25 protein-coding genes are annotated in these 26,866 nt (G+C 62.7%); 9 read left to right on the top strand and 16 right to left on the bottom strand.

The features are described 5' to 3' along the window. Positions 1-15: 15 nt before the first annotated feature. From NKH35_RS24225 to NKH35_RS24240, 4 genes are read right to left on the bottom strand one after another with little or no spacing between them, the layout of a single operon-like run. Positions 16-657, bottom strand: a complete 642-nt coding sequence (locus NKH35_RS24225) for an ABC-type transport auxiliary lipoprotein family protein (protein ID WP_460221573.1) — start codon at positions 655-657, stop codon at positions 16-18. Between the two features lie 37 nt (positions 658-694). After that, complete coding sequence (locus NKH35_RS24230) at positions 695-2,068, bottom strand: MlaD family protein (protein ID WP_023806495.1); 1,374 nt, start codon at positions 2,066-2,068, stop codon at positions 695-697. Between the two features lie 14 nt (positions 2,069-2,082). Further along, a complete protein-coding gene (locus NKH35_RS24235) occupies positions 2,083-2,901 on the bottom strand; it encodes an ABC transporter ATP-binding protein (protein WP_502906995.1) in 819 nt (272 codons plus the stop codon). Position 2,902: 1 nt separating this feature from the next. Continuing rightward, complete coding sequence (locus NKH35_RS24240) at positions 2,903-4,090, bottom strand: MlaE family ABC transporter permease (protein WP_023708615.1); 1,188 nt, start codon at positions 4,088-4,090, stop codon at positions 2,903-2,905. Between the two features lie 77 nt (positions 4,091-4,167). Here NKH35_RS24240 and dgcA point away from each other — a divergent pair, with 77 nt between their 5' ends. Beyond that, entirely contained in the window at positions 4,168-5,151 is a 984-nt protein-coding gene (dgcA, locus tag NKH35_RS24245) for an N-acetyl-D-Glu racemase DgcA (protein ID WP_352916660.1), read from the top strand. On the opposite strand, the gene NKH35_RS24250 is transcribed toward dgcA, so the two are convergent. Both NKH35_RS24250 and NKH35_RS24255 read right to left on the bottom strand, forming a co-directional pair. Continuing rightward, on the bottom strand, positions 5,122-6,336 hold the full coding sequence (locus NKH35_RS24250) for an MFS transporter (RefSeq protein WP_023726894.1): 1,215 nt from the start codon (positions 6,334-6,336) through the stop codon (positions 5,122-5,124). The two genes, dgcA and NKH35_RS24250, sit on opposite strands and share 30 nt — an antisense overlap. Before the next feature lie 104 nt (positions 6,337-6,440). Further along, positions 6,441-7,256, bottom strand: a complete 816-nt coding sequence (locus NKH35_RS24255; RefSeq protein WP_023715971.1) for a UDP-2,3-diacylglucosamine diphosphatase — start codon at positions 7,254-7,256, stop codon at positions 6,441-6,443. A gap of 120 nt (positions 7,257-7,376) precedes the next feature. On the opposite strand from NKH35_RS24255, the gene NKH35_RS24260 reads away from it, so the two are divergent. Then, the gene (locus NKH35_RS24260) at positions 7,377-8,156 is read left to right on the top strand and encodes an SDR family oxidoreductase (protein WP_023699356.1); all 780 of its coding nucleotides are present in this window, start codon (positions 7,377-7,379) and stop codon (positions 8,154-8,156) included. A 159-nt stretch (positions 8,157-8,315) separates the two neighbouring features. Beyond that, complete coding sequence (locus tag NKH35_RS24265) at positions 8,316-10,640, top strand: NADP-dependent malic enzyme (protein ID WP_023694169.1); 2,325 nt, start codon at positions 8,316-8,318, stop codon at positions 10,638-10,640. 5 nt (positions 10,641-10,645) lie between these two features. Here NKH35_RS24265 and NKH35_RS24270 read toward each other — a convergent pair whose 3' ends face one another. Beyond that, on the bottom strand, positions 10,646-11,266 hold the full coding sequence (locus tag NKH35_RS24270; protein WP_352916661.1) for a DUF1287 domain-containing protein: 621 nt from the start codon (positions 11,264-11,266) through the stop codon (positions 10,646-10,648). Between the two features lie 203 nt (positions 11,267-11,469). On the opposite strand from NKH35_RS24270, the gene NKH35_RS24275 reads away from it, so the two are divergent. Next, positions 11,470-12,666, top strand: coding sequence for a DUF2865 domain-containing protein (locus tag NKH35_RS24275; protein WP_352916662.1), 1,197 nt, complete (start codon positions 11,470-11,472; stop codon positions 12,664-12,666). Here the strand turns inward: NKH35_RS24275 and gltX are convergent. Beyond that, positions 12,584-13,957 (bottom strand): glutamate--tRNA ligase, encoded by a 1,374-nt coding sequence (gene gltX, locus NKH35_RS24280; RefSeq protein ID WP_352916663.1) that lies wholly within the window; start codon positions 13,955-13,957, stop codon positions 12,584-12,586. The two genes, NKH35_RS24275 and gltX, sit on opposite strands and share 83 nt — an antisense overlap. A 731-nt stretch (positions 13,958-14,688) precedes the next feature. On the opposite strand from gltX, the gene NKH35_RS24285 reads away from it, so the two are divergent. From NKH35_RS24285 to NKH35_RS24295, 3 genes are read left to right on the top strand one after another with little or no spacing between them, the layout of a single operon-like run. Next, positions 14,689-18,453 (top strand): vitamin B12-dependent ribonucleotide reductase, encoded by a 3,765-nt coding sequence (locus NKH35_RS24285; RefSeq protein ID WP_023711452.1) that lies wholly within the window; start codon positions 14,689-14,691, stop codon positions 18,451-18,453. A gap of 6 nt (positions 18,454-18,459) precedes the next feature. Then, the gene (locus tag NKH35_RS24290) at positions 18,460-18,660 is read left to right on the top strand and encodes a type II toxin-antitoxin system HicA family toxin (RefSeq protein WP_023669047.1); all 201 of its coding nucleotides are present in this window, start codon (positions 18,460-18,462) and stop codon (positions 18,658-18,660) included. Between the two features lie 4 nt (positions 18,661-18,664). After that, entirely contained in the window at positions 18,665-18,871 is a 207-nt protein-coding gene (locus NKH35_RS24295) for a type II toxin-antitoxin system HicB family antitoxin (RefSeq protein ID WP_023669048.1), read from the top strand. A gap of 24 nt (positions 18,872-18,895) precedes the next feature. Here NKH35_RS24295 and NKH35_RS24300 read toward each other — a convergent pair whose 3' ends face one another. Genes NKH35_RS24300 through NKH35_RS24310 form a run of 3 tightly spaced genes read right to left on the bottom strand, consistent with a single transcriptional unit; the run spans position 18,896 to position 21,026 of the window. Next, positions 18,896-19,501, bottom strand: a complete 606-nt coding sequence (locus NKH35_RS24300; protein ID WP_245272086.1) for a hypothetical protein — start codon at positions 19,499-19,501, stop codon at positions 18,896-18,898. 24 nt (positions 19,502-19,525) lie between these two features. After that, positions 19,526-20,041 (bottom strand): hypothetical protein, encoded by a 516-nt coding sequence (locus NKH35_RS24305; RefSeq protein WP_245272087.1) that lies wholly within the window; start codon positions 20,039-20,041, stop codon positions 19,526-19,528. A 13-nt stretch (positions 20,042-20,054) separates the two neighbouring features. Continuing rightward, positions 20,055-21,026 carry a DUF3592 domain-containing protein gene (locus NKH35_RS24310; RefSeq protein ID WP_023669050.1) on the bottom strand — a complete coding sequence of 324 codons (972 nt, stop codon included), beginning with the start codon at positions 21,024-21,026 and terminating at the stop codon, positions 20,055-20,057. A gap of 163 nt (positions 21,027-21,189) precedes the next feature. Between NKH35_RS24310 and NKH35_RS24315 the strand changes: the two genes are divergently transcribed. Beyond that, positions 21,190-22,131, top strand: a complete 942-nt coding sequence (locus tag NKH35_RS24315) for a phosphoribosylaminoimidazolesuccinocarboxamide synthase (protein WP_023669051.1) — start codon at positions 21,190-21,192, stop codon at positions 22,129-22,131. Positions 22,132-22,151: 20 nt separating this feature from the next. Here the strand turns inward: NKH35_RS24315 and NKH35_RS24320 are convergent, their stop codons facing one another. Genes NKH35_RS24320 through NKH35_RS24330 form a run of 3 tightly spaced genes read right to left on the bottom strand, consistent with a single transcriptional unit; the run spans position 22,152 to position 23,843 of the window. Next, complete coding sequence (locus NKH35_RS24320; protein ID WP_023669052.1) at positions 22,152-23,036, bottom strand: DMT family transporter; 885 nt, start codon at positions 23,034-23,036, stop codon at positions 22,152-22,154. Next, entirely contained in the window at positions 23,033-23,641 is a 609-nt protein-coding gene (locus NKH35_RS24325; protein ID WP_023669053.1) for a class I SAM-dependent DNA methyltransferase, read from the bottom strand. Before NKH35_RS24325 ends, NKH35_RS24320 begins: the two co-directional genes overlap by 4 nt. A 28-nt stretch (positions 23,642-23,669) precedes the next feature. Beyond that, positions 23,670-23,843: a hypothetical protein gene (locus NKH35_RS24330; RefSeq protein WP_023669054.1), complete on the bottom strand. Its 174-nt coding sequence runs from the start codon at positions 23,841-23,843 to the stop codon at positions 23,670-23,672. 103 nt (positions 23,844-23,946) lie between these two features. On the opposite strand from NKH35_RS24330, the gene NKH35_RS24335 reads away from it, so the two are divergent. Next, entirely contained in the window at positions 23,947-24,906 is a 960-nt protein-coding gene (locus NKH35_RS24335) for a LysR family transcriptional regulator (RefSeq protein WP_023669055.1), read from the top strand. Here the strand turns inward: NKH35_RS24335 and NKH35_RS24340 are convergent. Beyond that, positions 24,896-25,402, bottom strand: coding sequence for a DUF2314 domain-containing protein (locus NKH35_RS24340; RefSeq protein ID WP_023669056.1), 507 nt, complete (start codon positions 25,400-25,402; stop codon positions 24,896-24,898). The two genes, NKH35_RS24335 and NKH35_RS24340, sit on opposite strands and share 11 nt — an antisense overlap. A gap of 152 nt (positions 25,403-25,554) precedes the next feature. Then, a complete protein-coding gene (locus NKH35_RS24345; RefSeq protein ID WP_352520272.1) occupies positions 25,555-26,619 on the bottom strand; it encodes a glycoside hydrolase family 25 protein in 1,065 nt (354 codons plus the stop codon). Positions 26,620-26,866 lie beyond the last annotated feature (247 nt).

Consider the following 26,866-nt stretch of genomic DNA (forward strand, 5'->3'; position numbering starts at 1 on the left):
GAAGCCTCGACCGGCTCAGATCACCGAATCCGTCCAGCCCACGATATCCTTCGCCGCCTCGCCGAAGGCGCTGTCGAGCGCGTTGACATAGGCCGGATTGCCGCCGCCGGAGACGGGAGCGGATGCGGTGAAGCTCTTCGAGGCGCGCACCTCGCCGTTGCGGTCGTTCAGGATGCGCACGAAGAGATTGACCTCGGCATGCTCGCCACCATTGACGCGGACTTCGAAGGAGCGGATCTCGACGATCACCTGGTAGTCGATCGCCAGCCCCTCGCCCGGCTTGCCGACGCCGGCAAAGCTTCCGGAGCGCTGGAAGGTTTCGGCGAGCCTCGCCTGCACGATCAGCGGCAGCCGGTCGGCCCATTGCGCGCCCTTGAGATACTGGATCGAGCGGTCTGACGGCTTGATGACGATGTTCTGGCTGTCCAGCGCCTTGAGCGCGGAGGGCTGGGCGATCAGGATCTGGCGGCGGCTGTGGCCATGGGCGTCGATCGACGGGGCGGACAGCTCGAACGTATCGAGCGGCGCCGGCTTGCCTCCCAATGCCGCGCAACCAGCCAGCGTCAAGCCAAGCAAAACGACTGCCGATCTATACCCACCCAACCCGAACGTCACGCGTGATCCCCACTGTCCCCGGATCGTATGATGAATCCGCATCCGCGATCCATGTAATTGCTGCGGGCGGGCACGGAAGTCAACGCCGTGCCCTGCCATCGAACTGCCGGACCTCGCCGTCGCCGCCCGACAGGATGCGCTGCGGGTTGCGGCTGAGATCGGTCACCGCCTCTTCGATGCGGCTGATCGAACGCCGGCTGTCCTGGACCAGCGCCTCGACATTCGACAGGCCCTGGCCCGAGAAGCGCGCGATGTTGTCGGTGATCGTGCCAAGCCGGGCGTTCAGCGTGTCGGCGACCTGCTTGAACGACTTCAGCGTGTCCCTGGCATCGGCCATGACGCCGTCGGCCTGGCCCGAACCGAGCAGCGTATCGACCCTTTTCAGGATGCCGTCGACGCGCACCGAGGCATCGTTGAGGCGCGACGCAAGCTGTTTGGCGTCCTTGATCGTCTCGTCGATGTCGTCGGCCCGGTCGGCGAACTTGTCGGTCACCTTGGCGATGTCGGCGGCGGCCTTGTTGGCATTTTCGCTGGCCTTCTGAATGTTGGCGAGCGCCACGCGCACCTGCGCCGGATCGATGCCGTCGAGCACATTGTCGACCTTTGCCAGCGTGCCTTGCGTGCGCGTGGCGAAATCGTTGACCGAGCCGACCGCGGTATCGACGTTCTTGATCACTCCGTCGAGCTGTCCGCTGGTCTCCTTCAGATTGGCGGTGACGGCGTCCACATTGGCGACGATGCTCTTGATCTTGTCCTTGTCGACGGCATTGAGCAGGCCTTCGGCAGCCTTCAGCGTGCCGTCGAGCTTGCCGGAAACACCCTTCAGCTCATCCGACACCGCGCTGACGGCGGTCAGGAACTTGTCGATGCCGTCGGCATTCCTGGCCAGCGCATCGGAAAATGTCTGGGCGTTCTTGACGGTCTGGGTCAGCGGCCCGCGCACATCCCTGGTGAAACCTTCTAGGTCGGAAAGCACCTTGTCGGCGCGGGTGAAGATGTTCTGCGCCGTCTGCAGAAGGTTGGTGACCGCTGACGGATTGGCGATGATCTCGGCCGTCCTGCCTTCCTTTGCCGCCTCTTCCAGCAGGTTCGGTTCCTTGGGATCGGCGCCCTTCAATTCGATGTTGACCTGGCCGGCAAGGCTGGCGATGCCGATATCGGCCTGCGTCGATTTGGTGAGCGGCGTTGTCTGGTCGATCTCGGTCGTAGCAATGGCGGCATTGGGGTCATTGCGGTCGAAATAGACGCGCTTGACCACCCCGACCTTGACGCCGTTGAACAGCACCAGACTGCCGGGGCCGAGGCCGGAGGCCGAACCCTGAATGCGCACGCGCAGCTCCGCCGTCTCGCCGCGATCACCGATCTGGGCGGTCCAATAGACGAACCCGAACGCCGCCAGGATCGCAGCCAGGGTGAAAATGCCGACAATTACGTAGTTGGCTCTGGTTTCCATTGCCCCACTTATGTCTATGCGCGCGCGGCAAGATCAAGTTGCCGAGCGCGTTTTCCGCGGAAATAGGATTTGACCCACGGTTCTTCGCTTTTCAGCATGTCGTCGATCGTGCCTTCGACCAGGATTTTCTTGTTGCCGAGCACCGCCACGCGGTCGCAAGCGGTAAACAGCGTGTCGAGATCGTGCGTCACCATATAGACCGTCAGATCCATCGTATCGCACAACTTCACCACCAATTCGTCGAATTCGGACGCGCTGATCGGGTCGAGGCCGGACGTCGGCTCGTCGAGGAAGACGATGTCGGGGTCGAGCGCCAGCGCCCGCGCCAAGGCGGCGCGCTTGATCATGCCGCCCGAAAGCTCCGAGGGAAATTTTTGCGCGGCGTCCGGCGGCAGGCCGACCAGTTCGATCTTGAGCAAGGCCAGCTCGTCCATCAGTTTCTTCGGCAGATCGAGATATTCGCGCATCGGCACCTGCACGTTTTCCTGCACGGTCAACGCCGAAAAGAGGGCGCCGTGCTGGAAAAGCACGCCAAGGCGCATGTCGATGCGCAACCGCTCGATGTCGCTGGCCTTTTCGAGGTCGAGACCAAACAGCTTGATCGTGCCGGACTGCTTGTGCAGCAGGCCGAGAATCGTGCGCAGCAGCACCGATTTGCCGGCGCCCGAGGCGCCGACGAAACCGAGGATTTCGCCGCGCTTGATGTCGAGCGCCAGTTTGTCGAGGATCAGCTTGTCGTCCAAGGCAACGGTGATATCGCGCACCGACAGCACGATATCGTCTTCTTCCATTCCCTGCACAGCCTTGGTCGCCTTTGAGTTTCTGCGCATCATGTCAGAACTCGATCGATGCGTAGAAGATGGCAAAAAGGCCATCGAGGATGATGACAACGAAGATCGATTTCACAACCGAGGCGGTGACGTGCAGACCCAGCGATTCGGCGCTGCCGCCGACCTTCATGCCTTCTACGGAAGCAATGGTGCCGATGATCATGGCCATGAACGGCGCCTTGATCAGCCCGGCGAAGATGGTGCTGATATCGATCGCGCCGCGCAGCCGGTCGATGAAGGCCGTCGGCGCAATACCGGAATAAAGCCAGGCGGCTAGGATGCCGCCGCCAAGAGCGGCAAAATTGGCGACGATGGTGAGACAGGGCAGCGCGATCACCAGCGCCACCAGGCGCGGAAACACCAGCACGCCGATCGGGTTGAGGCCGATGACCTTCAGCGCGTCGACCTCCTCGCGCATCTTCATCGAGCCGATCTCGGCGGTGATGGCGCTGCCGGAGCGGCCGGCGATCATGATGGCGGTCATCAGCACGCCGAGTTCGCGCAGGATCAGCACGCCGACCAGATCGACAACGAAAATGTTGGCGCCGAAATAATTGAGCTGGTAGGCGCCCTGCTGGGCGACGATGGCGCCGACGATCGCCGACATCAGCACCACCACGGGGATGGCGCCGACCCCCATGCGATCGATCTGGTTGAAGATCGCCGCCGGATTGATGGCATGGCCGCGCCCGAGCTTCATCTGGGCGCCGCCGATGGTGGCGCCGAGGATGTTCATCGAGGCGAGGAAATCGTCGCGCATCTCATAGATGCGGCGGCCGACCGCCTCCAGCCCGCGGAGGATGATGTTGGGGCGCCGGACGCCGCGCGATTCGGGCTCGCGCCGGACAGCTTCGCCAACGGCGCCGAGCAGGATCGAGGCGACATCGCTTTGCCCCTGCATCTTGATCTCGACACCCTTCTTTTCGAAGACGCTGACCAGGCGATCGATCAGCCAGGCGCCGGCGGTGTCCATCTTCTCGATGTGGGAAAGATCCAAAGCGAGCGTCTGGAAGCCTTTGCGCTGCTCGATCTTGCGCATCTCGGCGTCGATCAGCGCCACTGTCGTTGTCGTCCAGATTCCAGAGAAAGCGCAGCCGAGGACGCCGCCCTCCTCGCCGACCGCAACGCGGGGCTGGTGGTCGGCCTCCTTGGCGGCGTTGCCGCTTGCGTCGCGTTTGCCGATGGTCAACATGGCGTCCTGTTTAGCCTGACGGGTCGTACCTGTCGATTTGCCGACGACGCGTTGTCGCATAGCCGGAGCAGAAAATTATGGCGCGTGTCATTTCGGTTGAGGCCGAGCGTTTTCCCATTGCCGGCACCTTCACCATCTCGCGCGGGTCGAAGACCGAAGCCGAAGTCATTACCTGCACGATCAGCGATGGGGACAATCGCGGATGGGGCGAATGCGTCCCCTACAAGCGCTATGGCGAGACCATGGAGGGGGTGCGCGACGCCATCAAGGCCATGCGCCGGCAGATAGAAGGCGGCATCAGCCACAAGGAACTGCTTGATGCGATGCCGGCGGGTGCTGCCCGCAACGCCATCGATTGCGCCTTGTGGGACCTGGAGGCCAAGATCAGCGGCGTTGCGGTCGCGGACGCCATCCACGCTGTGCCCTTGTCGGCGCTGGAGACGGCCTACACGCTGTCGCTGGGCGAGCCGGAGGCAATGGCGGCGCAAGCCCGCGCCAATGCCGGGCGGCCGCTGCTCAAGGTCAAGATTGGCGGCGACAACGACATGGCCCGCATCCGCGCCGTGACCGAAGCGGCGCCCGACAGCCGCATCATCCTCGACGCCAATGAAGGCTGGACCGATGCCAACATCATCGAGAATCTCGCTTTCGCCGCCGAACACGGCATAGCCCTGATCGAACAGCCGCTTCCCGCCGGCCATGATGCCATCCTGCGCCACATCGCGCATCCGCTGCCGATCTGCGCAGACGAAAGCGTCCACGAGGCGAAGGACCTCGAAGCGCTTGTCGGCCTCTATGACGCCGTCAACATCAAGCTCGATAAATCCGGCGGTCTGACCGCCGCCCTTACCCTTCGCAACCGCGCCCGGGAGCTGGGATTCGGCGTGATGGTCGGCTGCATGGTCGGCACGTCGCTGGCGATGGCGCCGGCAGTGCTTTTGGCGCAAGGCGCCGACTTCGTCGACCTCGACGGTCCGCTGCTGCTTGCCCGCGACCGCCAGCCCGGCCTCGTGTACCAGGGGTCGCTGGTGTCACCGCCTGACAGGATGCTGTGGGGCTGAACGCGCGGCGAGCCCGATCAGCGCCAGGCCGACGATGGCGATCGGGATCATCGCCAGGAAGCCGTCGACGCCGTAGCGCTCGTAAAGCGGGCCGGACGCCAGCGTCACCGCCGCCATGAAGAAGCCGTTGAAGAAATAGGCAATGCCTTGCGCCGCACCCGTGCGTTCTTCCGAAACCGTTTCGCCGATCATCTTCTGCAGGCCGATCAACACCATCGCCACCGACACCGAATGCAGGGTCTGGACGCCGAAGAAACCGGCAACGCCAAGCCCGAGTGGCCAGATCAACGGAAAGGCGATCCAGCGCACGATGGAGCCGACGCCGGCGATCAGCATCACCTTGACGACTGAGACGGAGGCAAAAATACGGTTGAAAAACACGAACATGCAGACCTCGGCCACCACGCCCCAGGCCCACAGCAGGCCAACGACGGAATCGCTGATGCCGACCGATTTCCAGTAGATTGAGACAAAGCCGTAGAGGAAGGCATGGCTGGCGGTGATGATGCCGACGCCGAGGGTGAAATACAGGAAATACGGATTGAGAAGGCTCGGCGCCTGATGCTGGATGTCGGCGGCCGAAAGCGGCGAAGCCCGGCGCGGGCGGCCAAGCCGCGGCGCCAGCAATCCGGCGACGAGCGCGGCAGACAATGCCGCAAAGATGATTACCGGCACGGCCTGCGGGCTCGTCCAGGCCAGGATAAAGCCGCCTGCGACGTTGGCGCAGAGATAGGAGATCGAGCCCCATTTGCGCATCGCGGTGTAGTTCGAGCCGAAGCGGCGCACGCCCGACAGCGCGAGCGAATCGGCGATCGGCGAATGCGGCGTCCACACCACCGTCAGCGCCAGCGATACGGCAAGCACCGCCGCATAGGTGGGAGTGAGGAAATAGCCGGCGGAAAGCACCATCGTCGCGGCCACCAGCGCAATATAGACATCGGCCCTGTCCTTCGCCCGGTCCGCCAGCGCGGTCAGCAGCGGCGTCGTCACCACGCGCAGGAACATCGGCGCCGCCAGGATGATGGCGATCTGCTCGGCGTGGAAACCCTGGGCATGCAGCCACAGCGGGAAATAAGGCACATGCGTTCCCAGCGACACGAATAATGTCGCGAAGATCAGACTCATGCGCAGTTCGAAATGGCGCGGCTTGACGAGTTGTTCGGGCGAGAGCGGCGGCAGCGACATGAATCGATCCAATTACGCTGCACAAAGGGCTGCAACGCACATCGATCCCTTAACATGCGCGAAAGCGGTCCGAAACTGCCTGGACCAGTCGATTAACAGGAGGGTTATGCCGCTTCGACGACCCTGTCTTCGATGAGCAGCGGGATGAACGGCTCGTCCGGTGCTTCGGGCAGCACCAGCGCCCAGTGGATGATCTCCATCTTGCCGTCGAAATGTTCGACCACCGCCGTGCAGCTCTCCACCCAGTCGCCGGTGTTGATGTACTGCACATCCTCATAAGTCTCGATCGCGGCGTGATGGATGTGGCCGCAGATGACGCCGTCAACGTGCGAGCGGCGGGCCTCCTCGGTCAGCACGGTCTGGAACGAGCCGATGAAGTTGACCGCCTTCTTGACCTTGACCTTGGCCCAGGACGAGAACGACCAGTAGGGAAGCCCAAGCAGGTGGCGCAGCCTCGTCACCGCGCGGTTGACCAGCATCGCCGCGTCATAGGCGTAATCGCCGAGATAGGCCAGCCAGCGTGCATTGTGGACGACGGTGTCGAACTGGTCGCCATGGATGACCAGCAGGCGCCTGCCATCGGCGGTTTCGTGGATGGCGCGGTCGGCAACGACGATGCCGCCGAAATGCACGCCTTGGAACTGGCGCGCGAATTCGTCGTGATTGCCGGCGATATAGGTGATCGAGGTGCCCTTGCGCGCCTTGCGCAGCAGTTTCTGGACGACGTCATTGTGGCTCTGCGGCCAATGCCAGCTGCGCCGCAGACGCCAGCCGTCGACGATGTCTCCGACGAGATAGATGATATCGGCGTCGTGATACCGCAGGAAATCGATCAGGAACTCGGCCTTGGCCGCCTTCGATCCGAGATGCAGGTCGGATATGAACATGCTGCGGAAAGTGCGGGTTTCTGTACCGGACATCAGATCGTCACCGTTGCTTTCGCGCAGGCTATGCCCCGATTCATGCAACAACCGTATGACGGTTGCGATTGGGCCAGCCAAAGGGCTAGCGTGCCGCGCCATTCACAGGAGAAAATCGTCATGGATCTGGGCATCAAGGGCAAGAAGGCCATCGTCTGCGCATCGAGCAAAGGGCTGGGCCGCGGCTGCGCCATGGCGCTGGCCGAGGCCGGCTGCGATCTCGTCGTCAACGGCCGCAATGCCGAGCTGCTGGCAAAAACCGCAGCCGAACTGCGCGAACGCTACGGCGTGAAGGTGACCGAGATCGTCGGCGACGTCTCGAAACCCGACGTGCAGAACGCGCTCCTTGCCGCCTGCCCCGACCCGGATATCCTGGTCAACAACAATGGCGGCCCGCCCTTGCGCGATTTCCGCGAACTCGACCGCGCAAAGATCCTCGAAGGCGTGACGCAGAACATGGTGACGCCGATCGAACTGGTGCAGGCCGTGATCGACGGCATGGCCAAGCGCGGCTTCGGCCGCATCGTCAACATCACCTCGCTGTCGGTCTACGTCCCGATTCCCGGCCTCGATCTGTCGTCCGGCGCGCGAGCCGGGCTGACTTCGTTCCTCGCCGGCGTGGCACGAACGGTGATCGACCGCAACGTCACCATCAACAGCCTGCTGCCGGGCAAGCTCGACACCGACCGGCTGCGCGGCCCGCATGAGGCCGGCACGATGGAAGACCCGGCAGCGGCCGCAGCGCGCAAGACCCGCATCAGCGCCGACGTTCCGGCCAAGCGGCTCGGCACGCCGGAAGAGTTCGGCCAGATCTGCGCCTTTCTGTGCTCGGTCCATGCCGGTTATCTCACCGGCCAGAACATCCCGGTCGATGGCGGCCTCTATGTCAGCGCGTTCTGAAGGGCTCGATGGATAATCGGCAGGATTTCAGCGCAATCATCTGAAATAGTTCGATCTTTCCGGACCGGGTTGTTTTAGCCGCCCTTGCGTCATTTGGCGTCGCGAAAAACCATTTTTGCGTGCTAAAAGGCTGCAAAGCAGGTTTGAGGGAGCGGCCGCATGGAAGGCGAGAACAAGAAAACGGCACGTTCGGACCTCGACGAAGCCGCCCTCTACTTCCACAAGCATCCAAGGCCGGGAAAGCTCGAGATTCAGGCAACCAAGCCGCTCGGCAACCAGCGCGATCTGGCGCTGGCCTATTCGCCGGGTGTTGCCGCGCCCTGCCTCGAAATCCGCGACAATCCGGCAACCGCGGCCGATTATACAGCGCGCGCCAATCTGGTCGGCGTCGTCTCCAACGGCTCGGCCGTGCTCGGGCTCGGCAATATCGGCCCGCTCGCCTCCAAGCCGGTGATGGAAGGCAAGGCGGTGCTGTTCAAGAAATTCGCCGGCATCGACGTCTTCGACATCGAGATCGACGCGCCGGGCATAGAGCGCATGGTCGAGACGATCTCGGCGCTGGAGCCGACTTTCGGCGGCATCAATCTCGAGGACATCAAGGCGCCCGAATGCTTCGAGGTCGAGGCGCAGTTGAAGGCCCGCATGGGCATTCCCGTCTTCCATGACGACCAGCATGGCACCGCCATCATCGTCGCCGCCGCCGTGCTCAACGGGCTGGAATTCGCCGGCAAGACCATTTCCGACATCAAGATCGTCACCTCAGGCGCCGGTGCGGCAGCGCTCGCCTGCCTCAACCTGTTGGTCTCGCTTGGCGCCAAGGTAGAGAACATCTGGGTCACCGACCGCTTCGGCGTCGCCTACAAGGGCCGCACCGACGAGATGGATCGCTGGAAAGACCCCTATGTGAAGGACACCGAGGCGCGCACGCTGGCCGATGTGATCCCTGGCGCCGACGTTTTTCTCGGCCTGTCGGCCGCCGGCGTGCTGAAGCCGGAATTGCTTGATCATATGGCGCCTAAGCCGTTGATCCTGGCGCTGGCCAACCCCAATCCCGAGATCATGCCGGAGGTCGCGCGCGCCGCCCGTCCCGACGCGATGATCTGCACCGGCCGTTCCGATTTTCCCAATCAGGTCAACAACGTGCTTTGTTTTCCTTACATCTTCCGCGGTGCGCTGGACTGCGGCGCCAGCGCCATCAACGAGGAGATGAAGATGGCCGCGGTCAGGGCAATTGCTGCCCTTGCCCGCGAGGAACCATCCGACGTCGCCGCCCGCGCCTATTCCGGCGAGACGCCGATCTTCGGACCCGACTTCCTTATCCCCTCGCCCTTCGATCCCCGCCTGATCCTGCGCATCGCGCCGGCGGTGGCCAAGGCTGCCTGCGACACCGGCGTCGCGACCCGGCCGATCACCGACTTCGCCGCCTATATCGACCAGCTCAACCGCTTCGTCTTCCGCTCCGGCCTAGTGATGAAGCCGGTGTTTTCCTCGGCCAAGGCGTCGACCGCCAAGCGCGTCATCTATGCCGACGGCGAGGACGAGCGCGTGCTGCGCGCAGCCCAGGTGGTGCTGGAGGAAGGCATTGCCGAGCCGATCCTGATCGGCCGCCCGCATGTCATCGAGGTCAGGCTGAAGCGCTACGGCCTGCGTATCAAGCCGGGCGTCGATTTCGGCCTGATCAACCCGGAAGACGATCCGCGCTACCGCCATTATGTCGACCTGTTGATCGAGCTTGCCGGCCGGCGCGGCGTGACGACGGAGGCCGCGCGCACCATGGTGCGCACCGACAATACGGTGATTGCGGCACTGGCGCTGAAGCGCGGCGATGCCGACGCCATGATCTGCGGCCTCGAGGGCCGTTTCGAGCGGCATCTGCGCAATGTGACGCTGGTCATCGGACCACGCGCGGGCGTCAAGGACCGCGACCTGTCGACGCTGTCGATGCTGATCTCGCAGCGCGGCATCATCTTCCTCACCGACACCCATGTCTCGGTCGACCCGACGGCCGAGGAAATCGCCGAAATGACCATATTGGCGGCGGAGGAAATCCAGCGCTTCGGCATCGAGCCGAAGGCAGCGCTGCTGTCGCATTCGGATTTCGGCTCGCGTGATTCTCCCAGCGCGCTGAAGATGCGGCAGGCAGCGGCGATCCTGGCGCGCGTTGCGCCCGACCTGCAATGCGACGGCGAGATGCATGCCGATTCAGCCCTGTCGGAGCATCTGCGCCAGCGCGTCTATCCGCATTCGCGGCTGAAGGGCGAAGCCAATCTCCTGGTGTTCCCCAACCTCGACTCCGCCAACATCACGCTGACCGCGCTGCGCACGATGATGGACGCGCTGCATGTCGGGCCGATCCTGCTTGGCACCGACAAGCCGGCGCATATTTTGACGCCGTCGGTGACCTCGCGCGGCGTCGTCAACATGACGGCGCTTGCGGTGGTCGAGGCGGCGCACAAGGCACAGGCGGTGGTTCATTTCAACTGACGCCGTCAGGCAGGCACGAAACGGTAATGCCCGGTCTGCGTGAAGGCAAACAACGTGTCCTCCTCGCGGGCGCCCGCCCCGATATTGTGGATGACCAGCGCTCGTTCCGGCACGTCCGCCGAGCGTTCGGATGAGACGATGACGATGTGCGGCAGGTTGCCGGGCAGCATCTGGGTGACGATATCGCCCGGCTGAAAGTCGGGAGGATACTCGCTGGCGGGCAAGGAAACTCCGTTGCGCCCGAAAAAAGCGGCAAGATTGCCGACCCGTCGGTGGTCGATGTTGCGGTCGGTCGCTTTCAGGCCCCAGGTCTTGGGATAGGCGGCGAAATTGGCGGCCATATCCTCATGCACCAGTTTCTGCAGGTCGAGATTGAAGGCGCGGCGATAGGCGCGCACGATGACATCCGTGCACACGCCCCTATCCGGCGCGACGTCGCCGCCGGGATAGCCGAGGCGGACATAGGCCGGGTCGTAGAAGGTGGTGACGCCGATCTGCTCACGCGCGGCTTCGACCAATTTGCTGCGCCAGTCCGGAGCGGCTGGATTTTCCTGCGCCAAGGCTGCGGGCGCCGCCAGGCACAGGAGGCCGAACTGCAGTGCGGTTCGACGGGTAATCGCGGTCATGCCAGCTCCCCGGGGCATTGCTGGATCGTGGGATAATTCCGGGGCGATTGCGCCTTTTTCATGCAGCGGTGAGATCGCACAGTTGCCGCCCTATCCAAACGCCTCCTGCAACGCCTCTATGGGCTAAGACCATCTTTGGTTGTAGATTGAGGGAACGGTTAACCGCGAATCCGGTAGACAGGCAGGCAAGCGGGGTTCGGGCAATGACGGGCGGACGATGGAGGCTGAAGCACCTGGCTGCGCTGCTCGGCGCGCTTGTGCTTTCGGCCGTCGCCACCACTGAACCGCAGGCCGCCTCCCGCGTTTGCCGTCAACTGGAAGCCGAGCTTGCTTCTTCATCGAATGGCGGCGGCAATTCCAGCATGGTGCGGAAGTATGACAAGGCCATCTCCCGCCAGTTCGAACAGCTATCAAAGGTGCGCGGTCGTGCGAGCGATGCGAATTGCGGGTTTTCGCTGTTTTCGCGCAATGTCAGCCAATGTGCTGCGCTGAACAGCAGCATCGATCGCATGAACGCCAATCTCGATGCGTTGCAAGCCAAGCGCGCGCAGCTTGCCGGCGGCGGCTCGCGGGGCGACCGCGGCCGCATCCTGGCCGCGCTCGACGCCAATGGCTGCCGCGACGAGCCCGCGCCGCGCCGGGAGCCGCTGCAGGAAGCCAGCCGCGAACCCGACGACGGCAATCTGTTCGACCAGCTTTTTGGCGGCAACCGGCAGATCGACACGCTCGATCAGCCCGATGATCCCGGCGAGGAGCGCAATGTGCGCCGCGTCCTCAACCAGCCCGGCGTGCCGGATTTCCCGACGGTTGGCGGCGAGTTTCATACGAGCTGCGTGCGCACCTGCGACGGCTATTTCTTCCCGATGTCGAACTCGGCTTCGCTCGGCGATTTCGAGCGCGACCAGAAGAATTGCGAATCGAGCTGCCCCGGCACCGAAATGCAGGTGTTCTATTCGCGCGGCATGGAAGACGATTCGGCCAACATGACGTCGTCGGTGACCGGCAGGCCCTACAGCGAGTTGCCGACCGCCTATCTCTACAAACAGCCCAACATGTCGCGGCCGCTGGCTTGTGGCTGCAATGCGCAGGCCGGAAATTTCGAGATCATCGGCGGCAACCCGCCACCGCCCGAGCAATCGCAGCCTGATACCGAGACAACGCCATTCATTCCGGTGCCGGCGGCCAAACCCGATCCGGGCGCGGATCCGGAGACGCTGGCGAACGTACAAGGCGGGCTCGACCGCGCCGCCATCAAGCGCCTTGCCGTCAAGCCGGTGGTGTCGCCGGTGTCGCTGATCCCGCCGGACCAGCGCAAGGTCAGGGTCGTCGGGCCAGCGTTCCTTCCCGACCCAGAAGCGGCAATAGATCTGCAAGCTCCGGCCCGGAAGCAAGTCCGGTAAGCGCCAACCTGAGCGGCATGAACAGCGCCTTGCCCTTGCGGCCGCTGGCTTCCCTGATCCTGGCCGTCCAGTCTTTCCAGACCGTGCCGGTCCACGGCTCTTCCGGCAGCAGGTCGAAGGCCTCCTGCAGGAAGTCGCGATCCTCGTCGGAAAATTCCGGCGCCGGCCGCGGGCCGTCGGCAAGGATACGCCACCAGCCGACCGCGTCGCTCAGCCGGTCGAGATTGCCGCGCACCGCCAGCCAGAACGGCTCGGCCTTGTCGCCGGAGATGCCGAGCACGATCAGCCGATCCCGCGCCTCGGAAAACGGCATGTGGTGCATGAGCGCACGATTGAGCACGAACAGCTCGTCCGGGTCGAATTTGGCCGCCGATTTCGACGTGGCGGCGGGATCGAAGCGCGCGGCCAGTGCCGGCATGTCATGCACCGCTGCGACATTTTCCGAGGTGCCGACAAGGACGGCCAGCGAAGCCACAGCCATCGGTTCGATGCCCTCCTCGCGCAGGCTTTCGATCGACAGCGCACCGCTGCGCTTCGACAGGCCCTCGCCCGAGGCCGTGGTCAAGAGATTGTGGTGGCCGAAGACAGGCGGCTCGGCGCCCAATGCCTTGAACAGCGCGATCTGCACGCCGGTGTTGGTGACGTGGTCGTCGCCGCGGATGACATGACTGACCCCCATCTCGATGTCGTCGACGACCGAAGGCAGCGTGTAGAGATAAGTGCCGTCCTCGCGCCGCAGCACCGGATCGGACAGTGAGGCCAGATCGACGGTTTCCTCGCCGCGCACCAGATCGTTCCAGTGCACTTCGGTGCGTTCGGGCTGCAGCGGATCGCTGGTGAAATTCGGCAGCAGAAAGCGCCAGTGCGGCCGGCGGCCATCGGAGCGGTATTCGGCGATCTGCTGCTGCGAAAGCGCCAGCGCCTCGCGGCCATAGACCGGCGGCAGGCCGCGCGTGCGGCGCACCTTGCGGCGCAGGTCGAGTTCTTCGGGGGTCTCGTAGCAGGGATAGACAACGCCGGCTCTCTGCAGCCGCTCCACCGCCGCGTCGTAAGTTTCGAAGCGCCGCGACTGGTATTCGGTGGCGTCGGGAAAAATCCCCAGCCAGTGCAGGTCGTAGAGGATGGCGTCGGAAAATTCCTGCCTCGAGCGGGCAATGTCTGTGTCGTCGAAGCGCTGAATGAAACGGCCCTTGTTGTTCATGGCAAACAGCCAGTTGAACAAGGCGGTGCGGGCATTGCCGATATGAATGCGGCCGGTTGGTGAGGGGGCAAAACGGACGGTAACTGTCATGGGCGGGGCGTAACGGATGCTCTTGGAATTGACAAGACGCGCCCCCGCGCGACGCCAAAGACATAATGCACGCCAGCTAAAATGAAAAGGCTGTGAGCCAGAATCCGGCCGGGCCTGTCTCGGGTGAACCGCTCACCAGCGGTCCACGCCGGCAGAATCGGGCTTTCCTCAGCCGCTTTTTGTCCCCGTTATCCACATATGTGACACACAAGATGTTGGGGTCACAAAAGCTACGCAAACGAATCCTTGACGACGCAAACCGAGTCGCCTTTTATGTGCCATGTGCTCTTGTTGAGGGCGCGACCGGAGAGTTTCGAGCCCGGTCATTTTCCCGGATTTTGTGCGTTTTGGCCATGATTTCCGCCTGTTTACGAGGCTGGCGGAAGCGTTGGATCGTGGGGGCTTCGGGAGCGAAAAGGGAGATTTGTCGGACTGGAATAAATTGTCTGTTAACACTATATTTAGTGTTTGCAGGCAGGTTCGACGCTAGATAGTGTGAATTTCCCTCGGTCGAGGGAATCGAGGAAAAATTCAGTTTTGAGGGACCCGCAGGGTTCGGCGCAGAGTTGGAACAGCGGCATCGTAAGAAGCTCGACCAGCAAGGCGACGAAGACTGCCACAAGGAGAGCCGGTGTTTTCGAACGCCGGCAGACGGCGGACATGCGCGTTTCGCATTGGGGGCAGAAATCCCCGGGGAAAAGCGCTATATATAGACAAAAGGGACCGGACCAATGCGCATCGAGCGTCGTTTCACCAAGCCAGGCCAATCAGCTTACGCGGAGATCGAATTCCGCAAGGCGCTTTCGGAGATCAAGAATCCGGACGGCTCGGTGGTGTTCCGCTTGGACAATATCGATGTGCCGGCGCAGTTCTCGCAGGTTGCCGCCGACATCCTGGCGCAGAAGTATTTCCGCAAGGCCGGCGTGCCCGCGCGCCTGAAGAAGGTCGAGGAGAACGACGTCCCCTCCTTCCTGTGGCGCTCCGTCGCCGACGAGGCCGAGCTTGCCAAGCTGCCGGAAGCCGAGCGCTACGGTTCCGAAATCGACGCCCGCCAGGTCTTCGACCGGCTGGCCGGCACCTGGACCTATTGGGGCTACAAGGGCGGCTACTTCAAGTCGGAAGAAGACGCGAGCGCCTTCCGCGACGAACTCGCCTATATGCTCGCCACCCAGCGCGTTGCGCCGAACTCGCCGCAATGGTTCAACACCGGTCTGCACTGGGCCTACGGCATCGATGGTCCGAGCCAGGGCCACTATTATGTCGACCCGTTTACCGGCAAGCTGACCAAGTCGAAGTCCTCCTACGAGCATCCGCAGCCGCATGCCTGTTTCATCCAGGGCGTGCAGGACGATCTCGTCAACGAAGGCGGCATCATGGACCTGTGGGTGCGCGAAGCGCGCCTGTTCAAATACGGCTCGGGCACCGGCTCCAATTTCTCCATGCTGCGCGGCGAAGGCGAAAAGCTGTCGGGCGGCGGCCGTTCGTCCGGCCTGATGAGCTTCCTCAAGATCGGCGACCGCGCGGCGGGCGCAATCAAGTCGGGCGGCACCACGCGTCGTGCGGCCAAGATGGTCATTGTCGACGCCGACCATCCCGATATCGAGGAATTCATCGACTGGAAGGTCAATGAAGAGCAGAAGGTGGCGTCGCTGGTCACCGGCTCCAAGATCGTGAAAAAACATCTCGAAGCGATCATGAAGGCCTGCATCAATTGCGAAGGCCATGATGACGATTGCTTCGACCCGTCGATCAACACCGCGCTGAAGCGCGAGATCAAGGCGGCCAAGAAGTCGGCCGTGCCGGAGAACTACATCTACCGCGTCATCCAGTTCGCCAAGCAGGGCTACACCGCGATGTCGTTCAAGACCTACGACACCGACTGGGATTCCGACGCCTACCTCACCGTTTCCGGCCAGAACTCCAACAATTCGGTGTCGCTGAAGGACAACTTCCTGCGCGCCGTCGAGGACGACGCCGACTGGCATCTGACCGCCCGCAAGGACGGCAAGGTGCTGAAGACGCTGAAGGCACGCGACCTCTGGGAAAAGATCGGCTACGCCGCCTGGGCTTCGGCCGATCCGGGCCTGCATTTCAACACGACGATGAACGACTGGCACACCTGCGCTTCGGCCGGTGCGATCCGGGCCTCCAACCCGTGCTCGGAATACATGTTCCTCGACGACACGGCCTGCAACCTGGCCTCGATCAACCTGCTGCCTTACCGCAATGCCGACGGCACGATCGACATCGCCGCCTATGAGCACACGGTGCGGCTGTGGACCGTCGTCCTCGAAATCTCGGTGATGATGGCGCAGTTCCCGTCGAAGGAGATCGCCAAGCAGTCCTACGAATACCGCACGCTCGGCCTCGGCTATGCCAACATTGGCGGCCTGCTGATGACGTCCGGCATCCCCTATGATTCCGACGAGGGCCGCGCCATCTGCGCAGCGCTCACCGCCATCATGACCGGCACTGCCTATGCCACCTCGGCCGAGATGGCCGGCGAGCTCGGCGCCTTCGCCGATTACGACCGCAATGCGCAGAACATGCTGCGCGTCATGCGCAACCATCGCCGTGCCGCCTATGGCGAAAAGCAGGGCTACGAGAAGCTCGCCGTCAATCCGGTGCCGCTGGTCGCGTCCGACCTGAAGCAGCAGGAACTGGCCGCGCACGCCAAGGCTGCCTGGGACCGCGCCATCGAACTCGGCGAGGAGCATGGCTACCGCAACGCGCAGGCGACCGTGATTGCGCCGACCGGCACGATCGGTCTCGTCATGGATTGCGATACCACCGGCATCGAGCCCGACTTCGCGCTGGTGAAGTTCAAGAAGCTTGCCGGCGGCGGCTATTTCAAGATCATCAACCGCGCCGTGCCGGAAGCGCTGCGCACACTGGGTTACTCAGAAAGCCAGATCGCCGAGATCGAGGCCTATGCGGTCGGTCACGGCAACATGAACCAGGCGCCGGCGGTCAACCCCGGCTCGCTCAAGGCGAAGGGCTTCACCGACGACAAGATCGCGGCGCTCAATGCAGCACTGAAGTCGGCCTTCGACATCAAGTTCGTCTTCAACCAGTGGACGCTCGGCGCCGACTGGGTGAAGGAGACGTTCGGCTTCACCGACGAGCAGCTCAACGACTTCTCGTTCGAGATGCTGCCGGCGCTCGGCTTCTCCAGGAAGGACATCGAAGCCGCCAACATCCATGTCTGCGGTGCGATGACGCTGGAAGGCGCGCCCTTCCTCAAGGCCGAGCATCTCGCGGTGTTCGACTGCGCCAGCCCGTGCGGCAAGATCGGCAAGCGCTCGCTGTCCATCAACAGCCACATCCAGATGATGGCGGCGGCACAGCCTTTCATCTCCGGCGCCATCTCCAAGACCATCAACATGCCCAACGATGCGACGGTGGAAGACGCCAAGGGCGCCTACATGCTGTCGTGGAAGCTGGCGCTGAAGGCCAACGCGCTCTATCGCGACGGCTCGAAGCTGTCGCAGCCGCTCAATTCGTCGCTGCTCGCCGACAGCGAGGACGACGAGGACGATGCGGTCGAGCAGTTGATCGCGGCGCCCGCTTCACAGCGTGCCGTGCAGGTCACCGAGAAGATCGTCGAGCGCGTCATCGAACGCCTCTACCGCGATCGTGAAAAACTGCCGAATCGCCGCAAGGGCTACACCCAGAAGGCAGTCGTCGGCGGCCACAAGGTCTACCTGCGCACGGGCGAATTCGACGACGGCCGCATCGGCGAGATCTTCATCGACATGCACAAAGAAGGCGCCGCTTTCCGGGCGATGATGAACAACTTCGCCATCGCCATCTCGCTTGGCTTGCAATATGGCGTGCCGCTCGAGGAATTTGTCGAGGCCTTCACCTTCACCAAATTCGAGCCGGCCGGCATGGTGCAGGGCAACGACGCGATCAAGAATGCGACGTCGATCCTCGACTACGTGTTCCGCGAACTCGCCGTGTCCTACCTCGGCCGCCACGACCTCGCCCATGTCGACCAGTCGGATTTCGACAAGACGGCGCTCGGACGCGGCATCAACGAAGGCAAGGCGACGCCGTTCTCGAAGGGCCTTACCCGCGGCGCCTCGCCGGTCAAGTTGGTGTCTGGCCTAGGTGGCGAACCCAAGGGTTTTGCCGGATCACCTGCCGCGGCCCCTGCCCGGGTCACCCCAACTGCGTTCTCAGGCTCCAATGTGCTGGCGCTTAAACCAGCAAGCGACGAAGCCATCGCCTACAAGCGCGACTATGAGGAGCGAGCCAAGGAATTGGTCGAAGATATTGTTTCCGAGGAGGCAGCCGACCCCACCGGTTTGTTCACCGACGAAGCAGCGAAAGAAGCGGCCGAGGCAAAGGCGCTTGCCTCCACGCGGCGTCAGCAATCCTTGATGCAAGGCTACACCGGCAACGAATGCTCGGAATGCCACAACTTCACCATGGTGCGGAACGGAACCTGCGAGAAGTGCGATACTTGTGGATCGACGAGCGGGTGCAGCTGAGAACTCATGCCGCCTCGGCTTACAGTCCGCGAAGTCATTCGCCTGCTGGAGACCGACGGTTGGTATCTGGTTGCAACCAAGGGCAGCCATCGCCAATATAAGCACAAAACCAAAGCCGGCCGCGTCACCGTGGCCGGCAAACCGTCTGAAGAGGTTGCGCCAGGAACACTGAACAGCATCCTCAAGCAGTCCGGTTTGAAGGAGTGACTATATGCGTTACGCGGTGGTGATTGAAAAAGCAGGCAACAATTTCTCTGCCTATGTGCCGGACCTACCCGGCTGCATCGCAACTGGTGCTACCGTGCCAGAAGTAGAAATCGAAATTCGCGACGCTATACGCTTTCACATCGAGGGCTTGCGTGCCGATGGGCTGGAGGTGCCCAAAGGAATCAGTCTCGCGGAATACGTAGAGGCATAAGCGGTAGCCCTTCAGGACAACATCCTATCCCGGCACCCGCAGCGTTTGATCGTCGAACAGCGGCTCGTCCTGCCCCGCCCGAACGAACAGCACCCTCCGCCCCTCACCCGCCGGCGCCTCGAAATACTGAATACCATCCGGCATTTCGCCCCAGTCGCCGCAGGGCGGTTCGGGAACTTCGTCATTGGCAAGCGCTTTCAGCTCTTTGGAATAGGCGGCGTCGGGGCTGAATGTGTAGCGTTTGACGCCGGTGGGCACGGTGCCCTCGGTGTAGGGCGTCAGCACGCAGCGGGCGCTGACTGATTTGTCGGTCTTTTCCAGCAACAGGCGCAACACCGCGGCCTCGGCGGTTTCGCCTGATTTGATGTCGAACACCTCGATCAGCGGATCGGGCGCGCTGCCATCGCTGTATTTGATGGCGAGTGCGTTGTCGACGAATTCGAAATGGATCTGGCGGAAGCCGAAATCGCAGCGCTGCACCCAGGCGGCCAGCCCAATCGTCTTGTCGGCCAGCTTTTCCCAGACGCATTTGTCGATCGGCGGGCGGGATGGCGCCGGCTCGTCCGCCCGCGCTGCGGCTGATATCGTCGCCGAGGCAAACAGCGTGCATATCCAGACAATCGGTCTCATGGCGCTATTCATCGCTGCATCCTGTCAATGTGAAGGCGTCCCACGCCGAGCCGTCCGGATTGGCATTGGCGAAATCGGCAAATTCGGTGAAGCCCGCGCCGAAATCGGGCAGCAACAGCCTTTCGGCGCCGGTGTCGCTTCGCGTGAATTCAGCTGCTCGGCTCCGCCTCCGGTCAAGGCATAGACCTGGCCAGTCCATATCCGGCACATCCCGCTGCCGTCCTCCAGCCCCGCTTCGCGGTCGTCGTCGGTGCAGGCATGGCGGATGGTGCCGAGCGGAAACGAATTTTTGCCATTGGTCCAGGTGATGTCGGCCGGCAAGCGCGTGTCGGTGTTGGGCACGGTCACCGAAAACACTTCGGCCGTCAGTGCCGCCGGCTCATTGTTCAGCGGCCGGAATTGCATCACCGCGCCCGAACGCGGCTCGCGGTAGGTGGCATGGCTGAGCAGACATTCTTTTGCGCTCGCTGCCTGCACGGCGCCGAGCAGAGCCAGGCAAACGACGGCCAGCCTGCGGACGATCATTGGATGTCTTGTCATGAAAGTGGGCGCCTCAGATAAAACCGACCAGCCAAGCCGCGCCGCCCAGAAACGCGGCCGAACAGACCCACAGCAGCCAAAGCCCGCGCACCCTGCATTCGAGCACTGCCGAGGCGGGGTTGGCTGGGTCGTAATGCACGTCGACCTTGCCGCCCTCGGCATAGCTGCGCGCCTGGCTGCTGACGAGGCCGGGCATTGAAGCGGTGACCGTGGCGCCGAAGGTGACGCGGTCTGAGGTGTAGTGCTGGCCTGCGACGCCGTAGCTGTACACGATGCGGGATTTGAAAACGGTGCTCCAGCGTCGGTGGCCGCTGTAGTTTCGTAGCGCCTGCAGACCGGAGGAATCGATGCGGCCGGGCGCGACCGGCCATTTTGCCGCCTGCTCGGCAAGCGACTTCTGGACGAAGGCCATGCGCAGGATCATCAGGCCCATGAACAGCAGCAGCGCTCCGGCGCCGAGGTTCTGCGGCTTGGGCAGGTGCGGCCGGATCGCCTCCAGCACGCCACCGAGCGAAAACACCAGCACCACCGTGCCGATCACCAGCCCGGCCGAGAGCTTGACCATGAACTTGAAGGCGCCGTCCGGCAGGGTGCGTTCGATCACGGCCTTGCCCGGATCGGCCGGATTGTAGAAGACGGTCACTTCAGCGCCGGTGGGAAACTGCGCCAGGGTTTCGGTGACTTCGAAATTCCCCAGATTCTCCTTCACGCTGTAGCGCGAGCTTTGAAATTTCTTTTTACCGACCTTGTATTCGAAGGTGATCGCCGGAAAATTGCGCATCTCGGTGGTGTCGCTGCTGTCCGAGCCGACGCCCGACCTTCTGACTTCACGCGCCTCGACGCGCGACGAGATGATCTTGCCCGGCGCCGGCAGCCAGTGGCTCATCGCCTGCACCTCGCGCCATTTGACGAAAGTGATGAACGACAGACCGCCCGCGATCGCGCAGGCAAATCCGACAATCAGAAATTTGAGCTCTACGTCCACCGCGTCCCCCAGGAGTGTCGGAAGCTGCGAATAGATAGCACGGCGAAGGCAATGTCTTGATTATTCGCGAAGGACGAACCGCCCTTCCTCGGGTATCGAAGCCCCCTCAACTTTGTTAAGAGTCGCCCAAACTGTTAGGAGCCATGAGACCAGGATGACAGCACTGCGCGTTCTCTCGGATGCCTTCATTCCGGAACTCCCGAACCACTACAAAGGCAAGGTCCGCGAGAATTACGATCTGCCGGATGGCCGCCGCATCATCATCGCCACCGACCGGCTGAGCGCCTTCGATGTGATCCTGACCGCAATACCTCTCAAGGGAGAGCTGCTGACGCAGACGGCGCGCTACTGGTTCGAGGAAACGGCGGACATCTGCCAAAACCATGTGCTCGATTATCCCGACCCCAATGTCGTTGTCGGCACCAGGCTCGACATTCTGCCGGTGGAAATCGTTGTTCGCGACTATCTCGCCGGCACCACCAGCACTTCGGTGCTGACGAAATACAAGAACGGCGAACGCGATATGTACGGCATCCGCCTGCCGGACGGGCTGCGCGACAATGAGAAGCTGCCGCAGGCCATCATCACGCCGACCAGCAAGGCGCTCGATGGCGGTCATGACGAGCCCTTGACGCGCGACGAGATCCTGACGCGCGGCCTGTTATCGGAAGAGCAATGGGACACAGTCTCGCGCTATGCGCTGGCGCTGTTTGCGCGCGGCAAAGCGTTGGCCGCGAAGCGCGGCCTGATCCTGGTCGACACCAAATATGAGTTCGGCACGAACAAGGATGGCACCATCATCCTTGCCGATGAAATCCATACGCCCGACTCAAGCCGCTACTGGCTTGCGGCAACCTATGAAGAGCGTTTCAAGGCAGGCGAGCGGCCGCAAAGTTTCGACAAGGACTTTATTCGCGCCTGGGTGACCGCGCGCTGCGATCCCTACAAGGATCGTATTCCGAAAATCCCCGCCGAGCTCATCGAGCAGACATCGCGGGTTTACACGCAGGCCTTTGAGACCATCACCGGCAAGACCTTCACCGCCGATATCTCGGGAAAGACGGTGCTGGACCGCATTCGCGAGAACCTGCGACCTTATTTCTGACGGCGGCTGGCGGCCGCCGGTCAACTTGCCGAGGTCGCGGACACGGACGGTTCTGGCGGAGCGCGCCACGTGCCGAGATATGATCCGCACAGGATGAGCGCGAAAGCCGCTACAATGCCGATATCGAGCGGCTCTGAAAGGACGAGCACGCCGGCTGCCACGGAGACGGCGGGCGCCACATAGGTTATGACGACCGCCCGTTCGGGGCCGATCTCCCGCACCAGCAGAAAATAGGTGGCGAAGGCGATCGCCGTGCAAAACACGCCAAGACCGAGGATTGCGCCAACCACCGTTGTCGACGGCATGGCCGCCGGCCAGGCCAACGCTGCCGGCACGGCGTAGATCAGCGCGGCCCCTGCCAGACAGACTGCCGTCAGCGAGGTTGCCGGCACATCGTTCAGCCAGCGCGACGCGATGATCGAACCCGAGGCATAGCAGGCCGCGGCCATGAGAATCTCGACGACCGCGAGAAATCCGCCACCCAAGGTCGGCAGCGCCAGCACGAAGACACCGGCAAAACCGAGGAAAAGACCGGTCCAGCGGCGTATCCCCAGCCGCTCATCCGAGCCCATCAGCTTTGAGAGCGCGACGGTTACCGCCGGCGTCATGGCAATCAGCAGTCCGGCGGTGGAACTGTCGATGCTGACTTCGCCATGGGTGATCAGCCCCCATGGCAGGATCATCTCGACCAGACAGAATGCGGCGACCGCCGGCCAATGTGTCTTCAGCCATCCGAAACTGCGCTGGACAAGGACGAAGGGCAGCAGCGCCAGGGCGCCGACGGCTGTTCGGGCAAAGACCAGGAAGGGCACCGACACCTCGGCAACCGCCAGCTTGATCAACAAATAGGGAATGCCCCACAGGAGGCTGAGCAGCACGAACAAAAACAGTCCGCGGCGCGTCATGACGGCCTCACAGCCAGAAAGGTGGTCCACTCTTCGCGATCGCGGCCGACGTTGAATTCGTCTCCGACAAGAACCAGCCCGGCGTTTTCAAGGCGGGCCGCGAAGTCGTCCCTGCGCCAGTAGACCGTATGATATTCGCCGCTCTTCTCGCCATCGCCAATGCGCATCGAGACGAGGAAGGCGCCGCCCGGCCGCAACGACCCGGCAATCTTGGCAAGCACCTGGTCGGCCTGCTCGCGCGGCACGTGGATCAGGACGCACAATGCGAGCACCGCGTCGTAGGGGCCGCCGAGATCGTCGGTGATGAGATCGAGAAACTCACCATGCTTGCCGCGTGCGGCCTGCAACTCGAGAAACCGCTTCGTTGCGTCTGTGCGCCGAACCTGGACACCGAGCCCTTCGACGAAGTCCGCATCGTATCCGGGCCCCGAACCGACTTCCAGAATCCGGCCACCTTTGCCGGCGATCTTCACCAGGCGCTTCAGCCATTTCTGTTCTCTTTGGTTCGGAACGTGCCGCACCAGAGCGTCGTAGCGTTCGGCATAGTCCTCATAGGCGTTGATCGTTTGGCGGCTCTTCGCCAGATCCTCGGATGGCACAGTCATCTTTCCCTCCCCTGGTCAAAGAGCTTGCTTAGCCAATGGTGCCGGGAGGCACGCGTCCGTCAAGCATACCGATATCCCTGAGGAAATGATCCGACAGCGAGCGGCGGTCGAGCAAGCCGCGCTTGCGAGGCCTGAACGGCGCGGTGAAGAGGTCGAGCACCGGGCGGCGAAGCGTGTTGTAGAGAGCGATGGTGGTGGTCATTGCCGTATCCTCAGGGTTTGATCCGATGAATGCAGCATGCCGTTTTCCGGGCTTGGTTTCCAATCGAACGTCGCGTAGTATGCATCAGCGGGATTGATGCGTCATGAGCTGGGAACTACCACCATTAGGAGCCATCAGGGTCTTTGAAGCCGCGGCCCGGCTGGGCAGTTTCACCAAGGCAGCCGAAGAACTCGGCATGACCCAATCAGCTGCCAGCTATCAGATAAAGGTGCTGGAAGAACGTGCCGGAACGCCGCTTTTCATAAGAAAAACAAGGCAGATCGCGCTGACCGAGGCCGGACAGCAGCTGGCGCCGCACGCAACAGGCGCGTTCTCGACCCTGGCCGACGCATGGGTCGCCACCAAGGGTGGAGCGACCGGCGTGCTGTCGGTGACGACCATGGAAACCTTCGCATCGAACTGGCTGGCCGTATGGCTTGGAACATTCCAGCTGATGCATCCCGATCTTGCCGTGAAGGTGAATACATCGCACGGGCTGGTCGATTTCACGCGCGGCGACATGGATGTCGGCATTCGCACCGGCAGTGGAAAATGGCCGGGCCTGACGGCTCACTATCTGTTCAAGGCGGACTATACGCCGATGCTCAGCCCGAGACTCGCCGAAAGCGTCGGCGGCATCCACCGCCCCGAGGATCTCTACCAAGTGCCGCTATGCTGTGCCGACGATCCCTGGTGGGAAATCTGGTTCAAGGCTGCCGGCGTGCCGTTCGAGCCCGATCGCGTCATCGCTGGCCCGAAGCTGGGTACGCAGGCCTATGATGCGATGGCGGCGCTGACCGACAAGGGCGCCGCGATCCTCACCAGAAACCTTTACAGCGCCCTGTTGGAAAAGGGCCAGTTGATACAGCCATTCGGCGTGCTTGGATCGGACGGCGACGGCTATTGGCTGGTGCATCTGGAGAGCCGCCGCAACGCGCCCAAAATCAAGGTGTTTCGCGACTGGGTGCTGGCGCAGACGGCAGAGATACGCGAACGCGAAAAGCGCGACAGCCCTCTAGGCACCGCGATAAAACTCGCCCCCGCCTCAACCCTCAGTCCTTGAAGGTCAACCCGTATCTTGCAACCTGTTCCTTCGGCATATCCGCAAGCGCCTGGCGCGTGGTGTAGCCGCCATAGATCACCTTGCCGTTCTTGATCATCCAGTCCTCGACGTCGGCCTCGGTCACCGTCATCCTGTCGCCCATCTTGTACTTGTTGCCATTGACCGGGACGTCGGCGAGCAGGCCGATATAGGAGCCGTCGCTGTAGCCGACCAGCTGCAGCCAGATATGCTCGGTGGCGCCGTTCTGGGTCAGCGGGAATTTTACCGTGTAGGTGCCGGGTGTGCCGGCGTCCATCAATTCGTGGAAGCGCTTGAGGGTCGAGCGGCCGCTGTCCTTGGCGGCCTGCATCGCCTTGTCCTCGGTGGAATAGGACACGACGTTCTGCTTCGACTCGGCCAGCGAAGTGCCACTTCCGCCCGGCATGTGGCCGAGCGAGCTGAAAAACCCGTAGCCGACAGCGGCGGCAAGAGCGACAGCCACAACTGGATTGCGCATGGACCCCTCCGAAACCCGATCACGGGCACGTTACCGGAAGGCTGTTGCGATACCGCTAAAGGACACAGTGAGCGGATCGTTAGCGAGACGCTGAAAATTCAACCCAAGGCGCAGCGGCAGGCAGCGCAGGCGCACCGGCACCGGCCTGACGTTCAGTCGGCGTCGGCGACGGTCGTCTGCCCGCCTGCCCATGCCCGCCAGGCGCGCTCGTCGCCATGGAAGACGTTGAGGTCGATGCGGCCGGTCACGCCGTGCGACAGGCCGGAGCCGGAGTACTGCCAGAACAGCCATTTGCGGCCGGGATAGACTTTTGAGGGATGCCGCGCCACGGCGCGCAGCCAGAACGGATAATCGAGAAACGCACCCTTGAGATTGTCGCGATAGAAATCCGGTGCGGTGTAGATGATGGGCCGCTGGCCGTAATGGCGCTCCAGCTTGTCCATGAACACCTTCATCTTTTCCAGCACGGTGGCCCGCGACGGCCGCCGCTTGCAGGAAGATTCGCCGTTCCACTCGACATCGATTACCGGTGGCAGCGCGCCTTCGACCCTCGGCACATTGCGGATGAACCAGTCGGCCTGCTCGCCCGCGGTGCGGCACCAGTAGAAGAAATGATAGGCGCCGCGCTTCAGCCCGGCGGCGTCGGCATTGCGCCAGTTCTTCATGAACAGCGGATCGAGATGGTCGCCGCCATCGGTCGCCTTGATGTAGGCGAAGTTGGCGCCCTGGGCGCGCAGCTTGCCCCAGTTGACATTGCCCTGCCAGCGCGAGACGTCGACGCCGTGGACGGCAAGGTAGCGTGGCGAAGCCTTGCCGAAATTGATCGGCTTGGCGTCGCGAAAACCGTAGCGGGTGACTGGCGAGGCCAGCATGGCCGGCGCAGCGCGCGTCAACCGCTTCGGCGCAGACATCAGAGCGGCGGGCTCGAGCTGTGGTCTGGTGCTCCCCTGCGGCGTGCCCGCGACGATGGCCTCTTCTTCCTCGACCATGGAAAAGGGCGGCGCATTGTCGGCCACAGCGTTGTCGGCCACCATTTCGGACCGCATCGGCGCGAGGTCGGCGGTCTCCGCCGGAGCCGCTGTGACCGGCGCGCTCGGACGCACAACCGAACTGGTCGTCTCGTTCGACGGCTGCAAGCCATCGACGCCCGCTGTGGACGAACAGCCGGCAAGCCACAGCGATGCCAACATGAAACTGACGACGCCTGAAATCCGCATCTGGACCTGTACGCAAAACACAACAGACCGAAGGCAAACAGACGCCGCCGGACAAACCGGCCTCGATTACTAACGAGAAATTACCAACAAAGTTTGAATCAAGTTGTTAGGAATTGGCCCTCTTGTCTTCTCCCCCTGTGGGAGAAGGTGGATCGCCCCGTGCCCCCTCAACGGATGCGGGGTGTTCAAGCGGAGTGAGGCGTTGGCGTTCCCTGGAACACCCCTCAACCTGGATCTTATAAACATA

This window comes from Mesorhizobium sp. M1143 (genome assembly GCF_040318435.1).
GTDB lineage: Bacteria > Pseudomonadota > Alphaproteobacteria > Rhizobiales > Rhizobiaceae > Mesorhizobium.

Coding starts and splice junctions, on each gene's coding strand:
- NKH35_RS24335 (WP_023669055.1), top strand. CDS start 23,947: ATGAGCTGGGAACTACCACCATTAGGAGCCATCAGGGTCTTTGAAGCC.
- NKH35_RS24250 (WP_023726894.1), bottom strand. CDS start 6,336: ATGTCGCTGCCGCCGCTCTCGCCCGAACAACTCGTCAAGCCGCGCCAT.
- NKH35_RS24225 (WP_460221573.1), bottom strand. CDS start 657: ATGCGGATTCATCATACGATCCGGGGACAGTGGGGATCACGCGTGACG.
- dgcA (WP_352916660.1), top strand. CDS start 4,168: ATGGCGCGTGTCATTTCGGTTGAGGCCGAGCGTTTTCCCATTGCCGGC.
- NKH35_RS24265 (WP_023694169.1), top strand. CDS start 8,316: ATGGAAGGCGAGAACAAGAAAACGGCACGTTCGGACCTCGACGAAGCC.
- NKH35_RS24260 (WP_023699356.1), top strand. CDS start 7,377: ATGGATCTGGGCATCAAGGGCAAGAAGGCCATCGTCTGCGCATCGAGC.
- NKH35_RS24330 (WP_023669054.1), bottom strand. CDS start 23,843: ATGACCACCACCATCGCTCTCTACAACACGCTTCGCCGCCCGGTGCTC.
- NKH35_RS24270 (WP_352916661.1), bottom strand. CDS start 11,266: ATGACCGCGATTACCCGTCGAACCGCACTGCAGTTCGGCCTCCTGTGC.
- gltX (WP_352916663.1), bottom strand. CDS start 13,957: ATGACAGTTACCGTCCGTTTTGCCCCCTCACCAACCGGCCGCATTCAT.
- NKH35_RS24305 (WP_245272087.1), bottom strand. CDS start 20,041: ATGACAAGACATCCAATGATCGTCCGCAGGCTGGCCGTCGTTTGCCTG.
- NKH35_RS24285 (WP_023711452.1), top strand. CDS start 14,689: ATGCGCATCGAGCGTCGTTTCACCAAGCCAGGCCAATCAGCTTACGCG.
- NKH35_RS24290 (WP_023669047.1), top strand. CDS start 18,460: ATGCCGCCTCGGCTTACAGTCCGCGAAGTCATTCGCCTGCTGGAGACC.
- NKH35_RS24340 (WP_023669056.1), bottom strand. CDS start 25,402: ATGCGCAATCCAGTTGTGGCTGTCGCTCTTGCCGCCGCTGTCGGCTAC.
- NKH35_RS24240 (WP_023708615.1), bottom strand. CDS start 4,090: ATGTTGACCATCGGCAAACGCGACGCAAGCGGCAACGCCGCCAAGGAG.
- NKH35_RS24320 (WP_023669052.1), bottom strand. CDS start 23,036: ATGACGCGCCGCGGACTGTTTTTGTTCGTGCTGCTCAGCCTCCTGTGG.
- NKH35_RS24275 (WP_352916662.1), top strand. CDS start 11,470: ATGACGGGCGGACGATGGAGGCTGAAGCACCTGGCTGCGCTGCTCGGC.
- NKH35_RS24325 (WP_023669053.1), bottom strand. CDS start 23,641: ATGACTGTGCCATCCGAGGATCTGGCGAAGAGCCGCCAAACGATCAAC.
- NKH35_RS24235 (WP_502906995.1), bottom strand. CDS start 2,901: ATGATGCGCAGAAACTCAAAGGCGACCAAGGCTGTGCAGGGAATGGAA.
- NKH35_RS24300 (WP_245272086.1), bottom strand. CDS start 19,501: ATGAGACCGATTGTCTGGATATGCACGCTGTTTGCCTCGGCGACGATA.
- NKH35_RS24295 (WP_023669048.1), top strand. CDS start 18,665: ATGCGTTACGCGGTGGTGATTGAAAAAGCAGGCAACAATTTCTCTGCC.
- NKH35_RS24255 (WP_023715971.1), bottom strand. CDS start 7,256: ATGTCCGGTACAGAAACCCGCACTTTCCGCAGCATGTTCATATCCGAC.
- NKH35_RS24345 (WP_352520272.1), bottom strand. CDS start 26,619: ATGCGGATTTCAGGCGTCGTCAGTTTCATGTTGGCATCGCTGTGGCTT.
- NKH35_RS24230 (WP_023806495.1), bottom strand. CDS start 2,068: ATGGAAACCAGAGCCAACTACGTAATTGTCGGCATTTTCACCCTGGCT.